The 13,125-nt window shown below is 69.7% G+C and carries 12 protein-coding genes; 2 read left to right on the forward strand and 10 right to left on the reverse strand.

The genetic code is table 11. The annotated features are described in order from the left end of the window. Nucleotides 1-15: 15 nt before the first annotated feature. The gene (locus ACIBI9_RS04910; protein ID WP_397220592.1) at nucleotides 16-2,235 is read left to right on the forward strand and encodes a M64 family metallopeptidase; all 2,220 of its coding nucleotides are present in this window, start codon (nucleotides 16-18) and stop codon (nucleotides 2,233-2,235) included. Here the strand turns inward: ACIBI9_RS04910 and ACIBI9_RS04915 are convergent. Genes ACIBI9_RS04915 through ACIBI9_RS04940 form a run of 6 tightly spaced genes read right to left on the reverse strand, consistent with a single transcriptional unit; the run spans nucleotide 2,179 to nucleotide 8,756 of the window. Then, entirely contained in the window at nucleotides 2,179-3,174 is a 996-nt protein-coding gene (locus ACIBI9_RS04915; protein ID WP_397220593.1) for a phosphotransferase family protein, read from the reverse strand. The genes ACIBI9_RS04910 and ACIBI9_RS04915 overlap by 57 nt on opposite strands. Nucleotides 3,175-3,183: 9 nt before the next feature. Beyond that, nucleotides 3,184-4,182, reverse strand: coding sequence for a LacI family DNA-binding transcriptional regulator (locus ACIBI9_RS04920; RefSeq protein WP_363964229.1), 999 nt, complete (start codon nucleotides 4,180-4,182; stop codon nucleotides 3,184-3,186). Then, nucleotides 4,163-5,572 carry a GH1 family beta-glucosidase gene (locus tag ACIBI9_RS04925; RefSeq protein WP_397220594.1) on the reverse strand — a complete coding sequence of 470 codons (1,410 nt, stop codon included), beginning with the start codon at nucleotides 5,570-5,572 and terminating at the stop codon, nucleotides 4,163-4,165. The genes ACIBI9_RS04920 and ACIBI9_RS04925 overlap by 20 nt, the downstream gene beginning before the upstream one ends. After that, nucleotides 5,569-6,399 carry a carbohydrate ABC transporter permease gene (locus ACIBI9_RS04930; protein WP_185073346.1) on the reverse strand — a complete coding sequence of 277 codons (831 nt, stop codon included), beginning with the start codon at nucleotides 6,397-6,399 and terminating at the stop codon, nucleotides 5,569-5,571. The genes ACIBI9_RS04925 and ACIBI9_RS04930 overlap by 4 nt, the downstream gene beginning before the upstream one ends. Then, entirely contained in the window at nucleotides 6,396-7,352 is a 957-nt protein-coding gene (locus ACIBI9_RS04935; RefSeq protein WP_397220595.1) for a carbohydrate ABC transporter permease, read from the reverse strand. The genes ACIBI9_RS04930 and ACIBI9_RS04935 overlap by 4 nt, the downstream gene beginning before the upstream one ends. A 57-nt stretch (nucleotides 7,353-7,409) precedes the next feature. Continuing rightward, complete coding sequence (locus ACIBI9_RS04940) at nucleotides 7,410-8,756, reverse strand: extracellular solute-binding protein (protein ID WP_397220596.1); 1,347 nt, start codon at nucleotides 8,754-8,756, stop codon at nucleotides 7,410-7,412. A 494-nt stretch (nucleotides 8,757-9,250) separates the two neighbouring features. Here ACIBI9_RS04940 and ACIBI9_RS04945 point away from each other — a divergent pair, with 494 nt between their 5' ends. Beyond that, on the forward strand, nucleotides 9,251-9,400 hold the full coding sequence (locus ACIBI9_RS04945; RefSeq protein ID WP_397220597.1) for a hypothetical protein: 150 nt from the start codon (nucleotides 9,251-9,253) through the stop codon (nucleotides 9,398-9,400). A 68-nt stretch (nucleotides 9,401-9,468) separates the two neighbouring features. Here ACIBI9_RS04945 and ACIBI9_RS04950 read toward each other — a convergent pair whose 3' ends face one another. The 4 genes from ACIBI9_RS04950 to ACIBI9_RS04965 form a co-directional block, all read right to left on the reverse strand. Beyond that, the gene (locus ACIBI9_RS04950; protein ID WP_397220598.1) at nucleotides 9,469-10,785 is read right to left on the reverse strand and encodes an RNA polymerase sigma factor; all 1,317 of its coding nucleotides are present in this window, start codon (nucleotides 10,783-10,785) and stop codon (nucleotides 9,469-9,471) included. A 136-nt stretch (nucleotides 10,786-10,921) separates the two neighbouring features. Then, entirely contained in the window at nucleotides 10,922-11,362 is a 441-nt protein-coding gene (locus ACIBI9_RS04955; RefSeq protein WP_397220599.1) for a YciI family protein, read from the reverse strand. An 85-nt stretch (nucleotides 11,363-11,447) separates the two neighbouring features. After that, entirely contained in the window at nucleotides 11,448-12,182 is a 735-nt protein-coding gene (locus tag ACIBI9_RS04960) for a TetR/AcrR family transcriptional regulator (RefSeq protein WP_397220600.1), read from the reverse strand. 64 nt (nucleotides 12,183-12,246) lie between these two features. Further along, nucleotides 12,247-13,110, reverse strand: a complete 864-nt coding sequence (locus tag ACIBI9_RS04965) for a LysR family transcriptional regulator (RefSeq protein ID WP_397220601.1) — start codon at nucleotides 13,108-13,110, stop codon at nucleotides 12,247-12,249. Nucleotides 13,111-13,125: the final 15 nt, after the last annotated feature.

Genomic DNA, 13,125 nt, shown 5'->3' on the forward strand with positions numbered 1-13,125 from the left:
TAGATAGTGCAGGGCATGCGTATCTTCGCGGCCCTGGTGCTGGCCGCCGCACTGTTACCCGTGTTACCCGTGCCCGCGGCGGCCGCCGAGGCGGGTGCGGCCACCGTGGTGCCCGTCCAGGTCACGGGCTCCCCGGCCAGGCGATTCAACCTGATCATCATGGGGGACGGCTACACCGAGCCGGAACAGGCCAAGTTCCGCGCCGACGTGGACCGGCACCTCAACGTGATGTGGTCGATCGAGCCGTTCAAGACGTACCGCAACTACATCAACGTCTACCGCGTCGACATCGTCTCCGGAGAGTCGGGCATCAGCTGCGACCCCGGACTGGACTCGCCGAAGAAGACCACCCCGCTCGGCATGGGCTTCTGGGGCCGCTGCAACCCCGGCAGCGTCCAGCGCCTGATCACCATGGACAACGCCGCCGCCACCCGCTACGCCGACCTGGTCACCGGCACCACGTCCGGCAACCGGCAGATCCTCGCGCTCGGCAACAGCGGCACGTACGGCGGCGCGGGCGGCTCGTACGCCACCGCCTCGGGCAGCAACAGCATGTCCGCCCTGATCAGCCCGCACGAGCTGGGCCACTCCCTGGGCGGCCTGCAGGACGAGTACGACTACTACCAGCGCGGCGTCCCCGGCGGCGCCTACCCCGGATCCGAGCCGTCCAGCGCCCACCACACCCTGCTGGCCGAGCAGCAGCTGAGGGACCAGCAGAAGAAATGGTGGCGCTGGCTGGGCGAGCCCAGCGAGTCCGGCGGCCCCATCGGCCGCTACGAGGGCGGCCTCTACTACACGACCGGCGTCTGGCGGCCCAGCCGGCACTCGATGATGAAGACCCTCGGCTACTACTACGACCAGGTCAGCCGCGAGGTCATGGTCCAGCGCATCACCGCCAAGACCATGGTCATCCAGGACGCCACGCCCAACCAGCAGCCCGTCGGCGCCGACCGGGTGCTGTGGGTCGAGCCGATGCGCCCCGTCGGTCACTCGCTGACGACCACCTGGAACGTGGACGGCAAGGACCTCGCGAGCCACGACGACGCCCTCGACCTGCGCACGCTCGGCCTCACCCCGGGCACGCACACCGTCACGGCCACCGTCTCGGACCCGACCGGGTTCGTCAGGGACCCGGCGATCAGGTCGGCCCTCACCAAGTCCCGCACCTGGACGGTGGACACGTCGCTGACCACCCCGCCGGACGGCGCCGAGGCCGCGTTCGTCTCCTCCACCCCCACCGACCGGCCGCTCGGCCGCGCCGACGTCGTGTACGTGGAGACCATCCATCCGGCCGCGGCCGTACCCGAGGTGACGTGGACCGTGGACGGCCGCCCGGCGGGCACCGGCACCGACCTCGACCTCGGCAGGCTGAACCTGCAACCGGGCGGGCACACCCTCACCGCCGCCCTCGGCGGTCAGACCCTCAACTGGCAGATCGACGCGAGCCTGCCCGCCACCCGCTACGAGCTGTCCGAGCCGCTCGCCGCGGCCGGCGACGCCTACGTCTACAACGGCCCCTTCTCCATGCGCCTGACGGGCGAGGACGACCGCGGCGGCTACGTGGTCTCGGAGTCCAGGGTGGACGGCGACGGCTGGTTCAACTACTTCGGCTGGCCCACCTCCTCGGAGCTGCCGTGGACGTTCAGCGAGGACGGCACGGTCATCGACTCCCTCGTGTACGGGAAGCTGCCGCGCGGCCGGCACACGATCGAATACCGCTCGATCGACGCCGCGGGCAACCAGGGCACGCCGAAGAGCTTCACCGTCACCACGATCGCCCCGCCGCCCGCCTGCGCCCGCACGGTCACCGGCGTCTACCAGGGCGCCCTCGTCGTCGACGGTGGCGTCACCTGCCTCGACGGCGCCCAGGTCAGCGGGCCCATCACGGTGAAGCCCGGAGCCTCGCTCGTGGTCAAGGGCGGCCGGATCGCCGGCACGCTGACCGCGGCGCAGCCCGCCGCCGTGCACCTGCTCAGGGCCTCCCTCACCGGCGCCCTCAACGTCAGCGGCGCCAAGGCGCTGACCATCGTGGGCGCCGACCTGCGCGGCGCCGTCCTGCTGACCGGCAACACGGCGCCGATCCTGTCGGGCAGCACGATCAGCGGCGCGCTGCTGTGCACGGGTGACAAGCCCGTCGACCTCGGCGTGCCCAACAAGGGCGCGAGAACGTGCGTACGGCTAGCCCCGGCCGCCAGAGGAGGCGCCTACGAGGCGGTCGAGCACCGCGGTAAGTGAGCCGAACGCGGCCTCGCGGAGCCTGGCGTACTCCTCCTCCGGGTACTGCCGGGGTCCGTTCTCCACCAGCAGGATCAGGTAGAGGTAGGCGCGGTAGAGGTCGATGCGGGTGCGCGCCGCCGGGGTGAGCTCCAGCGGCGTCACCTCGCGGTAGCCCGCCAGCAGCGGGTCTTCCTCCGCCAGCTCGCCGAAGATCGTCGGCGTGACGAACTCGGCGAGCGGGTCGCCCCAGAAGGCCCGTTCGTGGTCGATGATGGCCTGGATCCGGGGCGGGCCGCTGACGTCGAGGAAGACGTTGCCCGGCCAGATGTCGAAGTGCACCAGCCGCGGCGTCGTCACCTCGTCCAGCACCGGCGAGGCGGCCTCGATCACCGCCATGATCTCCCCGGGGGAGCGCGGCAGCGGCGTCGGGTAGCGCTCGGTGTCGCCGACCAGCGCCGCCATCATCGCCAGGAACGCCTGCCGCCAGGTGGCGCCGACGATCCCGGCGTGCGGGTAGCCGAAGACCTCGCCGCTCACCGCGTTGAACCTGGCCAGGTGGCGGCCCAGCTCCCGGCGCAGCGCCTGCTCGCCCTCCGGCTTGACGTCGTTCCACGAGACGCCGTCGAGCGCGTCGAGCAGCAGATAGTCGCCGCCCAGCACCGGGTCGTCGAACCCGGCGCGCAGCAGCGTGGCCACCGGCACGCCCGCCTGCGCCGCCAGCTCGTACGCGGCGGCCTCCATGCGCAGCAGGTTGCGCTCGTAGCTGAGCTGGTCGAGGTCGGGCGGCGGGGACAGCTTGAGCACCACCTCGCGCCCGTCGTCCAGCTTCAGCCGCCAGACGGCGTTGGCGTAGCCGTCGGTCAGCTCGGTGACGGCCACGACGCCCGTGCCCAGCGCGCGGCGGAGCAGGGCGTCGAGCTCGGCGTCGGATAAACGGCGCTTGGTTCTACTGTCCACGGGAGCTTTTCACGCTGACTGCCGGCGTACGAGGTGGGTGTCGAGGATCACGACGGGCTGGCGCAGCTCCTCGCCGTTGATGCGGGCCACCAGCAGCTGCGCCATCTGCCGGCCCATCTGCTCGGTCGGCTGGTGGACGGTGGTCAGCGGCGGGTCGGCGTGCAGCGCGGCCTTGGAGTCGTCGAACCCGATCACCGCCACGTCCTCCGGGATCGCCCGCCCCGCCGCCTTGAGCACGCGCATCGCGCCCAGGGCCATCGGGTCGGACGCGGCGAAGACCGCGTCGAGATCGGGATGGCTCGCCAGCAGCTGGGTCATCGCCGCCGAGCCGCTCTCCTCCGAGAAGTCGCCGTAGACCACCAGCTCCGGCAGCCCGGCGGGCAACAGCGCGTCGCGATAGCCGGCCAGACGGTCGACGCCCACGCCCATGTCCTGGTGACCGGCGATGGTGGCGATGCGCGTGCGGCCGAGACCCAGCAGGTGTTTGACCGCCTGCCGGGCCCCTGCCCTGTTGTCCATGTCGACGTAGCTGTAGGGGTCGAGCCCGACGGGGCGGCCGCCGAGCACGGTCGGCACGCCCATCTCCTCGAGCCGCCCCGGCAGCGGGTCGGCGCCGTGCAGCGACAGCAGCAGCACGCCGTCGACGTGCTGCCCGGTCAGGTAGTGCTCCAGCCGGTCATATTCCTCGGTGGTGCGGGCCATCGCCAGGATGAGCTGCAGCCCTGTCTCTGACAGCGCCGAGCCGATGCCGCGGATGGTGCCCGCGAAGAACGGGTCGTCGAACACCCGCAGCTGCGACTCGGACACCACCAGGGCCACCGCGTCGGTGCGGCGTGTCACCAGGGCGCGCGCCGCACGGTTGGGCACGTAGCCCAGCTCGCGGATGGCCAGCTCCACGGCCTCCCGGGCCTTGGCGCTGACGTTCGGCGAGCCGTTGATGACTCTAGACACCGTGCCCCGGCCCACCCCGGCCCGAGCCGCGACTGCCTCAAGAGTCGGTCGGTTCATGGCGCCTATTCTGCCGGATGATCTCCGAGTACCAGAGCGCGCTGTCCTTCATCAGCCGTTCCTGGGTCTCGAAGTCCACGCGCACGAGGCCGAACCGCTTGCCGTAGCCCCAGGCCCACTCGAAGTTGTCCATCAGTGACCAGGCGAAATAGCCCTCCAGGGGCACGCCGGCCTCGATGGCCTGCTTGCAGGCGCCGAGGTGCGCCTCCACGTACGCCCGCCGCTCGGTGTCGTGGATCCGGCCGTCCTCGAGCACGTCGTCGAAGGCGGCGCCGTTCTCGGAGACCACCATCGGGATCGGCGGGTACTCCCGCGCCACCCTCGTGAGGACCTCGACCAGGCCGCCCTCGTCGATCTCCCAGCCCATGGCCGTCACCGGCTGGCCGCCGCTGACGAACGACACGTGCTCGCTGCCCACCCACGGCGAACCCGTGTCCGTGGGGGCCGCCGCCGCCGACTGCCTGCCGCCTGGTGCTCCCGAGACCGTGAAGCGGCTGTAGTAGTTGACGAGCAGCACGTCGATGGGGGCGTTGATGATCTTCATGTCGCCCGGCTGGATGAAGTCGATCTCGCCCGGCACGTCCTCCAGCACGTCCTCCGGGTAGCGGCCCAGCAGCAGCGCGTCCAGGAAGAACCGGTTCTGCAGCCCGTCGATGCGCCGGGCCGCGTCCAGGTCCTCCACGCTGTCGGTGGCGGGCGTGATCGCGTACAGGTTCACGCAGCCGCCGACCCGCCGGGCGTCCATCGCCTGCACCGCCAGCCCGTGCGCCAGATTGAGGTGGTGCGCGCCCCTGATCGCGTTCTCCGGCTCGCGCCGGCCCGGGGCGTGCTCGCCCGAGGCGTAGCCGAGGAACGCGGCGCACCATGGCTCGTTGACGGTGCTGAAGGTGTGCACGTGGTCCTTCAGCGCCTCGTGGACCGTCGCCGCGTAGTCCGCGAAGCAGTACGCCACGTCGCGGTTCGGCCAGCCGCCCTTGTCCTCCAGCTCCTGCGGCAGGTCCCAGTGGTAGAGGGTCAGCCACGGGTCGATGCCGTGCCCGCGCAGTTCGTCGGCGAGCCGCTTGTAGAAGTCCAGCCCCTTCTGGTTGACCTTGCCGGAGCCGGTCGGCTGGATGCGGGGCCAGGAGACCGAGAAGCGGTAGGCCGACAGGCCCAGGTCCGCCATGATCCCGACGTCTTCCCGGTATCGGTGGTAGTGGTCGATGGCCACGTCCGCGTTGTGGCCGTTGAGAATCCGGCCCGGCGTCCTGGTGAACGTGTCCCAGATGGAGACGCCGCGCCCGTCCTCGTCGACCGCGCCCTCGATCTGGTACGCCGAGGTCGCCGCGCCCCACGCGAAGCCCGCAGGGAAGCGCAGCCCGGCACGCGTCTGTTCCTCTTGTGTCGTCACGCCTTGACCGCACCTTCCATGAGGCCGCCGACGATCTGGCGGCCGAATGCGACGAATACTGCGATGAGCGGAATGATGGACAACGCCGTTCCCGCGAAGATCAACGTGTAGTTCGTGGAGAACCTGGCGTTGAGCGAGGTGATCGCGATCTGCACGGTCGGGTTGTCCGGGGTCAGCACGATCAGCGGCCACATGAAGTCGTTCCACATGAGCATGAACGTGTTGATGCCGAGCACCGCCATGCCCGGACGTACGGCGGGCAGGACGACGTTCCACCAGATCCGCAGCGTGGCGGCGCCGTCGACCCGGGCGGCCTCGACCAGCTCCATCGGCACGGCCTGGCGAGTGTACTGCGTCATCAGGAACACGCCGAACCCGTTGAGCAGGTACGGCAGGATGACCGCCTTGAGCGTGCCGGTCCACTCCAGGCTCACCATGAGCCGGTACAGGGGCACCACGCCCATCTGCTGCAACGGCACGGCCATCGTCAGCAGAACGAGCACCAGCAGCAGATTCCTGCCCTTGAAGCTGAGGTTCGCGAACGCGAAGCCGGCCAGCGTGGAGATGATCACCACGGAGACGGTGACGATGCTCGACACGATGAAGGAGTTCGTCAGGCCCAGCAGGAACTTGGCGTCCTCGTTGTTGAGCACCGCGACGATGTTGTCGCCCAGGTTCCCGCCCGGCAGGAACGGCGGCGGCACCGCCACCGCGTCGGCGTTCGTACGGGAGGCGATGACGAGCATCCAGTACAGCGGGAACGCCGACAGCAGGACGGCCAGGGCCAGCATGAGCCGGGTGGCGAGGGTCGGGGAGAAGTTGTTCATCTGGTGCCCCCGATCCTGCGCACGAACAGGAAGTTGATCGCCGCTCCTATGAGAATGAGCAGGAACAGCAGCCAGGCGGCCGCCGCGGCGTAGCCGTAGTCGAACTCGCGGAATCCCTGCTTGACGATGAACATGGCCACCGTCTGGAACTGTCCCTGCGAGCCGCCGTCGACGTTGCCGTTGTAGAACGTGGTCGGCTCGGAGAACAGCGTCAGGCCGCCGATCGTGGAGTTGAGCACCACGAAGATCATCGTGGGGCGCAGCATCGGCAGCGTGATCTGCCAGAACTGCCTGCGCCGCGACGCGCCGTCGATCGCGGCGGCCTCGTACAGGTCGCGGGGGATCGTCTGCATGCCGGCCAGGAAGATGATCGCGTTGTAGCCGGTCCAGCGCCAGTCGACCATCGTGGCGATGGCGATCCACGACGGGATGCGCTCGGCCCGCCAGTTCGTGTTGTCCACGCCGAACCAGCTCAGGACCCAGTTGACCAGGCCCCAGTCGCGGGCGTACAGCTGCGTGAACACCACCGCGACCGCGACCACCGACGTGACCAGCGGCAGCAGCACGCTCATGCGGATGGCCAGGCGGAGCTTCAGGCGCTTGTTCAGCGCGTTGGCCAGGAGCAGCGCGAGGATCATCTGGGGGACGGTGGCGAGGAGGAACATGCCCACCGTGTTGACCACGGCGTTCCAGAAGTCCTCGTCCCCGAGCAGGGCGGTGTAGTTGCCCAGCCCGGTCCACTCCACGGTCCCGGCCAGGTCGTAGTCGTAGAGCGAGTAGTACAGGGTGAAGGCCAACGGGAACAGCCCGAAGGCGGCGAACAGCAGGAAATAAGGGGACACCAGGGCGTACGGCATCGCCTTGACGTCGAATTTCGAACGCCAGCGGCGGCCGGGCGGACGGGCGCGGCGATGGTTGTTCCGCGCCGCCCGCGGAAGGGTGTCGAGACTCATAGCAGACCTTTCGGCGGCAACAAGCCCGGCCCGCTGCTCGCGGGCCGGGCGGGGAGACTAGCCCGCGGCCTTCACCGCGTCGTCGACCAGCTGCTGCCAGGCCTTGTCGTACGGGACGGAGCCGTCGTCCATGCCCTGGATGACGGACTCGATGGCGTTCTTGACCTGGGCGTGCTTCACGCCGAGGAAGACCGGCTGCAGGCTCGACGCGGACTTGGCGAAGATCTCACCGATGGGGGCGTCGTTGAAGAACTCGTTCTTCGCGCCCTGCACGGCCGGGTCCTGCTGAGCCTTCGTGTTGCTCGGCATGTTGCCGAAGTCCGCGAAGATGCTCGCCTCGGTCTGCGCGTTGGTCAGGTAGTCGGCGACCATCGCGGCTTCCTTCGGGTGCTTCGACTGCTTCGGCACGGCCAGCCAGGAGCCGCCCCAGTTGCCGCCGCCGCCCGGCACGCTGGCCACGTCCCACTTGCCCTTGCCGCCGTCGCCGGCGTTGCCGCTGACCACGCCGAGCATCCAGGACGGGCAGCCGACCGTGGCGAACGCGCCCTTCTGGGTGCCCGCCGCCCACTCGTCGGTGAAGTTGCGCAGCTTGGCGGTCAGGCCCTGCTGGCTCATCTTCGTGGCGAAGTCGAAGCCCGCCTTCACCGCCGGGTTCTTGTCGACGATGAGGTTGTTGTCCTTGTCGAAGTACGTCACGTTGCCGTTCTTGGCGGCCTCCTGGTAGAGGACGACCTGGTAGAGCGTGTTCGTGCCGTCGGCGAACTTGGTGCCCTTCACCTTCGACTGGAACGTCTTGGCGACGTTCATGAACTCGTCCCACGTCGGCCAGAGCGCGCTGACCTTGTCACGCTCGGTCGGCAGCCCGGCCTTCTTGAACAGGTCCGTGCGGTAGCAGAGGCTCATGCCGCCGATGTCGGTGCCCAGGCCGAACAGCTTGCCGTCGGCCGTGACACCGTTCTCCCACTTCCACGCCGGGAAGTCCGCCTTGCGGGACTCCAGGCCGTGCTCCTTGAGGTCGGCCCACCATTCGGGGTGCGCCTTGGCCAGGCCCATGCCGCCCTCGTCGATGCCGACCACGTCGCCCGCGCCGTTTCCGGCCTGCAGCCACTGGATCATCTGCGGCCAGTACTGCTGCTCGAACTGGTCGGTCAGGTGCTCTTCCTTGATCTGGATGTCCTTGTGCTCGGCGTTCCACTTCGTGATGGCGTTCTTGTAGCCGAAGTTGGTGCCGCCGCCGAAGGTCTGAACGCGGATGGTGACCGGCTCAGCCGCCGCGGAGGAGGCGGGAGCGCTGCTGGACCCCGTTGCGGTGCCGCCGCCGGAGCTGCAGGACGCGACGGTCAGCGCCGCCACGGCCAGGGCAGAGGCCGCGGCGAGACCGCCGCGACGCTTGCTGATCATCATGGGTGGACCCCTTCTCGGGTGAATGTTGGGGGAGTGCACCGCGGCTCGCGCTCCGCCGCGGTGGGAGTCTTTGGGAGCGCTCCCACAAAGGGTGCACTTACGTGGTCTGCACGTCAATCCACCGAAACGCAACCGTTACCAATGAGGCGGTTTGTCACTGTGGAACGGGATTTTTGGCGTTATACCTCGCAAAGGGCGGTCTGGGAGCGCTCCCACCTCAAGAGGCCTCTTTTGTGTCGCATCAAGGGCATGTCACCCGCACCCACCACGCTTTCTCCCGGTCACACCACCAGTGAAAACGGCAGTCGGAGGAGCGTCGGCGGTCCGGCTTGCCGGCGCATCGTACGACGGGACCGGCATGAAGAACCCCCACTCCGGTCACGAACGGTGACTGTCGCGGGCGCGGACTTTCTGTCACCGTGTTATCACGCAGTGGTACGGGCCTGTTCTCAGGCCCGGGAATCTCGTCCGAGCTGGCACAAGGGGAGGAATACATGAACCTGGAGACACAGATCCTCGAGTTGCTGCTGCACCTCCGTACGCTCGGAGCGGGCCGTTGTCGTGGCGATGACGGCACCGCGACCGGCAAGGATGATGTTTCCGGCACGGGGGTGAGGCGCGATCCTGCCGCTCCGGGCGAATAGGTCGCACTCGAGCGTTCACCACTAGGCCTGAGCCCTCCGGTCCGCGATCGGAAGCTCAGGCCAAGCCGTCATGGGCGGCAGGCGGTGGCGCGTTCCTGGAGGAGGGTGCGTTCGCGGGCGTTGCGGGTCATTTCCGCCGCCCTCTCGAACTCGGTGCGGGCCTCCTCCCGGCGGCCCAGCTTGAAGAGCAGGTCTCCTCGTACGCTCGGCAGCAGGTGGTAGTCCTTGAGGGACGGCTCGTCGGCGATCTGGTCGAGGAGTTGGAGGCCGACCGCGGGGCCGTAGGCCATGGAGAGGGCGACGGCGCGGTTGAGCTCGACGATGGGGGAGCGGGACAGCTTGGCCAGCGCCTCGTACAGGCTCGCGATGCCTACCCAGTCGGTGTCCTCCGGGTTGAGGGCTCGCGCGTGGCAGGCGGCGATGGCGGCCTGGAGGGTGTACGGGCCGAGCGTGCCGTCCCCCAGCTTCTCGGCCTGGTCCAGGGCGGTGAGGCCGCGGCGGATGAGGAGCTGGTCCCAGCGGGCGCGGTTCTGGTCGAGGAGGAGGATGGGCTCGCCGGACGGGCTCACGCGGGCCGCCGATCTGGAGGCCTGGATCTCCATGAGGGCGACCAGACCGTGCACCTCCGGCTCCTTGGGCATCAGGCCGGCCAGGACCCGGCCCAGCCGGAGCGCGTCCTCGCACAGGGCGGGACGCATCCAGTCGTCGCCGGCCGTCGCCGAATAGCCCTCGTTGAAGATCAGGTAGATGACCTCCAGGACCGATTCCAGGCGGGTCGACAGCTCGGCGGCCTGGGGGACCTCGAAGGGGATCTGCTTGCCGGCCAGGGTTCGCTTGGCCCGGACGATGCGCTGCGCGACCGTGGACTCCGAGACCAGGAACGCGCGGGCGATCTCGTCGGTGGTCAGGCCGCCGAGCACGCGGAGCGTGAGGGCCACCCGGGCCTCCACGGAGAGCGCCGGGTGGCAGGCCGTGAACACCAGCCGCAGGAGATCGTCCTCGATCTCGGCCACCTCGGGCAGGTCCTCCTCGGTGTCGAGCCGGTGGCCGAGCTCGATCAGGTTCCGCTCGAGGCGTTCGTTCCTGCGGATCAGGTCGATGGCGCGGCGCTTCGACACCGTCATCAGCCAGGCGCCGGGGTTGCGGGGCACGCCGGACTCCGGCCACTGCTCCAGGGCGGCGACCAGCGCGTCCTGGGCCAGTTCCTCGGCCAGGCCGACGTCGCGCACCAGCCGGGCGAGCCCGGCGATGAGCCGGGCCGCCTCGATCCGCCACACCGCCTCGATGGCCCGATGGGTATCCGTCCTGCGGAGAACGGGGGCCTGGGGGTCGGCTTGAGTCCCGATGTGGGGTTGGGCCTGGTCGTCGGCGTCGGAAGCCATCACCGGGCCATGAGAGCAGCACGAAGCCGCCGATGGCAACCCGCCGTCTCGTCACGTGTCCGGGCGGGTGGATGGTGGCTGCTCGGCTAGAGCGGGCGGTGAGCGTGCAAGGCCGACGGGGCAGGCGCGTGAGGATGGATCAGGTGTTGGGGGTGTCGACGCCGAGGCGGTCGCGGAGCGCCTGTTCGCGTTCCCGCTCGTCCGCGGCCAGCGAGTCGTCCGGTACGTCCGAAGCGTCGAACACCCGCCACACGTCCAGCCCGATCCCGTCGTACCCCGGCGGCACCGGCACGCGCATCGCCCATTCGATCGCCTCTTCCCGGGACTTCACCTGGATCAGCCAGAAGCCGGCGATGAGCTCCTTGGCCTCGGCGAAGGGGCCGTCGATCACGGTCGCCTTGCCGCCGCTGTACGCGATCTGGGCCCCCTGCGAGCTCGGGTAGAGCCCTTCGGCGGCCAGCAGCACGCCCGCCTTGGCCAGCGCCTCGTTGTAGGCGTGCATGTTGTCCACGAGCTCCTGACTGGGCAGCACCCCGGCCTCGGTCTCCGCGTTGGCCTTGCCGACGATCATGAATTTCATGGGTGGTGTCTCTCTTTCGTCCGGTTCGGGCTCTCGGTGAACGCGTCGAACGGCGACAGGCGGGATCGACGCGTCCGCGAAAGATTCATGTCACGGGCAGCCGGGCCGCGATGCCGTCCAGAACGCACTCGAGGCCGGTCTCGAACTGCCAGCCCGGCTGGTCCTTGTGCCTGCCCTCGTAGATGTACTGCCTGAAGCCGGGGTAGCGGCCGGTGTCGAGGAGGTACGTGAGCTGCGGGGCCATGCTGCTGTAGACCTGCTGCTCGCTGGACCAGCCCTGACCCGCCATGAGCCGGCGCATCGCGATCTCGGCGCCGGTGACTCCGTGCGTGTAGGAGCTGACGGTGTTGACGACGGCCATCTTGGTGTCGGCGTCCAGGCCCAGGCCGTCGACGGCGCGCAGCGAGCGTTCCGCCACCGCCAGGCGGTTGGGGGTGGGGGCGAGCATCGCGCTCGGCGGGAGCTGGGCGAGCCAGAGGTGCTTCAGCATCAGCTCGCGCGTCCTGAGGGCGATCTCCCGCAGCGTCTCGCGCCATCCCGTCGTGTGGCCGGGCAGCTCCAGCTCGCCGTAGGCGTGGTCGGCCATCAGCTCCAGCAGCTCGTCCTTGCCCGACACGTACCGGTACGCGGCCATCGGGGCGACGCCCAGCTCGGTGGCCAGCCGCCGCATGGTGATGGCGTCGAGGCCCTCCGCGTCCGCGACGCTCACGGCGGTGGTGGCGATGCGGTGCGGTGACAAGGTCTGGCGGGGGGCCGGCGCCGGGCGATCGAGGCGGGCCCACAGCGGGGGCCTGTCTTCGGGCTTGCGCGGGGCAGCCATGGATCGCCCTCCTCTCGACGAGTTGGTGTACAACGTATCAGAGGTAGACGGTGTACACGTGAATCTACAACGTAAAGGCGGCGAGCTGGTCGAGGAAGGCGCGGGCGGTCGGGGCGCAGCCGTCCGCCGACGGAACGGCCAGGGCCAGCGAGCGGGTCATCTTCGGCTCCAGGGGCCGGGTGACCACGGTGCCCAGGTCGGCGGGGAGGCCGAGGGTGGGGACGATGCTGACGCCCAGCCCCGCGGCCACCATCTCGAGGATGGCGGCGGGCCCGCTGGCCTCGAAGGCGACGTCGAGCCGTACCTGGGCCGTCAGTGCCGCGCCCATGATGAGGGGACGGCAGCCGGCGGTGGTCAGGATGAACGGCCTGCCCTCCAGGTCGGCGAGAGTGACGGCCGGGCGGGCGGTCAGGGGGTGGCCGGCGGGCAGCACGGCGACCATGTCGTGGGTGCTCAGGTGGACGGTGTGCAGGCCGGGCGCGGGGAGGGTGACGACGCCGACCTCGGCGGCGCCGCGGTGCAGCCATTCGCGGATGTCGTCGTCCAAGCCCTCGAAGAGGCGTACGCGGACCTGCGGGTAGCGGTCGGTGAACGCGCGCAGCAGCTTGGCGACGAGCGTGCCGGTGGCGCTGGGGAGGCTGGCCAGGCGGAGTTCGCCGGTGATCTGGCCGCTGGCCGCGGCCACGTCGGCGCGGATGAGGTCGAAGTGGCGCAGGGTCTCGCGGGCACGGGCGAGGGCTCGCCGGCCGGCCTCGGTGAGGGCGATGCCGTCGCGGTGGCGGACGAACAGGGCGGCGCCGAGCTCGCGTTCGAGGGCGGCGATGGCGCGGCTGACGGCGGGCTGGGACATGCCGGTGTGCTCGGCGGCGGCGGTGAAGCCGCTGTGTTCGGCGACCGCGACCAGGGCTCTGAGCTGCGCCAATGTCATAGCGGCATACCTTAA

The sequence above is a fragment of the Nonomuraea sp. NPDC050451 genome (assembly GCF_044458585.1).

Coding starts and splice junctions, on each gene's coding strand:
- ACIBI9_RS04935 (WP_397220595.1), bottom strand. CDS start 7,352: ATGAGTCTCGACACCCTTCCGCGGGCGGCGCGGAACAACCATCGCCGC.
- ACIBI9_RS04940 (WP_397220596.1), bottom strand. CDS start 8,756: ATGATGATCAGCAAGCGTCGCGGCGGTCTCGCCGCGGCCTCTGCCCTG.
- ACIBI9_RS04955 (WP_397220599.1), bottom strand. CDS start 11,362: ATGAAATTCATGATCGTCGGCAAGGCCAACGCGGAGACCGAGGCCGGG.
- ACIBI9_RS04920 (WP_363964229.1), bottom strand. CDS start 4,182: ATGAACCGACCGACTCTTGAGGCAGTCGCGGCTCGGGCCGGGGTGGGC.
- ACIBI9_RS04910 (WP_397220592.1), top strand. CDS start 16: ATGCGTATCTTCGCGGCCCTGGTGCTGGCCGCCGCACTGTTACCCGTG.
- ACIBI9_RS04930 (WP_185073346.1), bottom strand. CDS start 6,399: ATGAACAACTTCTCCCCGACCCTCGCCACCCGGCTCATGCTGGCCCTG.
- ACIBI9_RS04945 (WP_397220597.1), top strand. CDS start 9,251: ATGAACCTGGAGACACAGATCCTCGAGTTGCTGCTGCACCTCCGTACG.
- ACIBI9_RS04965 (WP_397220601.1), bottom strand. CDS start 13,110: ATGACATTGGCGCAGCTCAGAGCCCTGGTCGCGGTCGCCGAACACAGC.
- ACIBI9_RS04960 (WP_397220600.1), bottom strand. CDS start 12,182: ATGGCTGCCCCGCGCAAGCCCGAAGACAGGCCCCCGCTGTGGGCCCGC.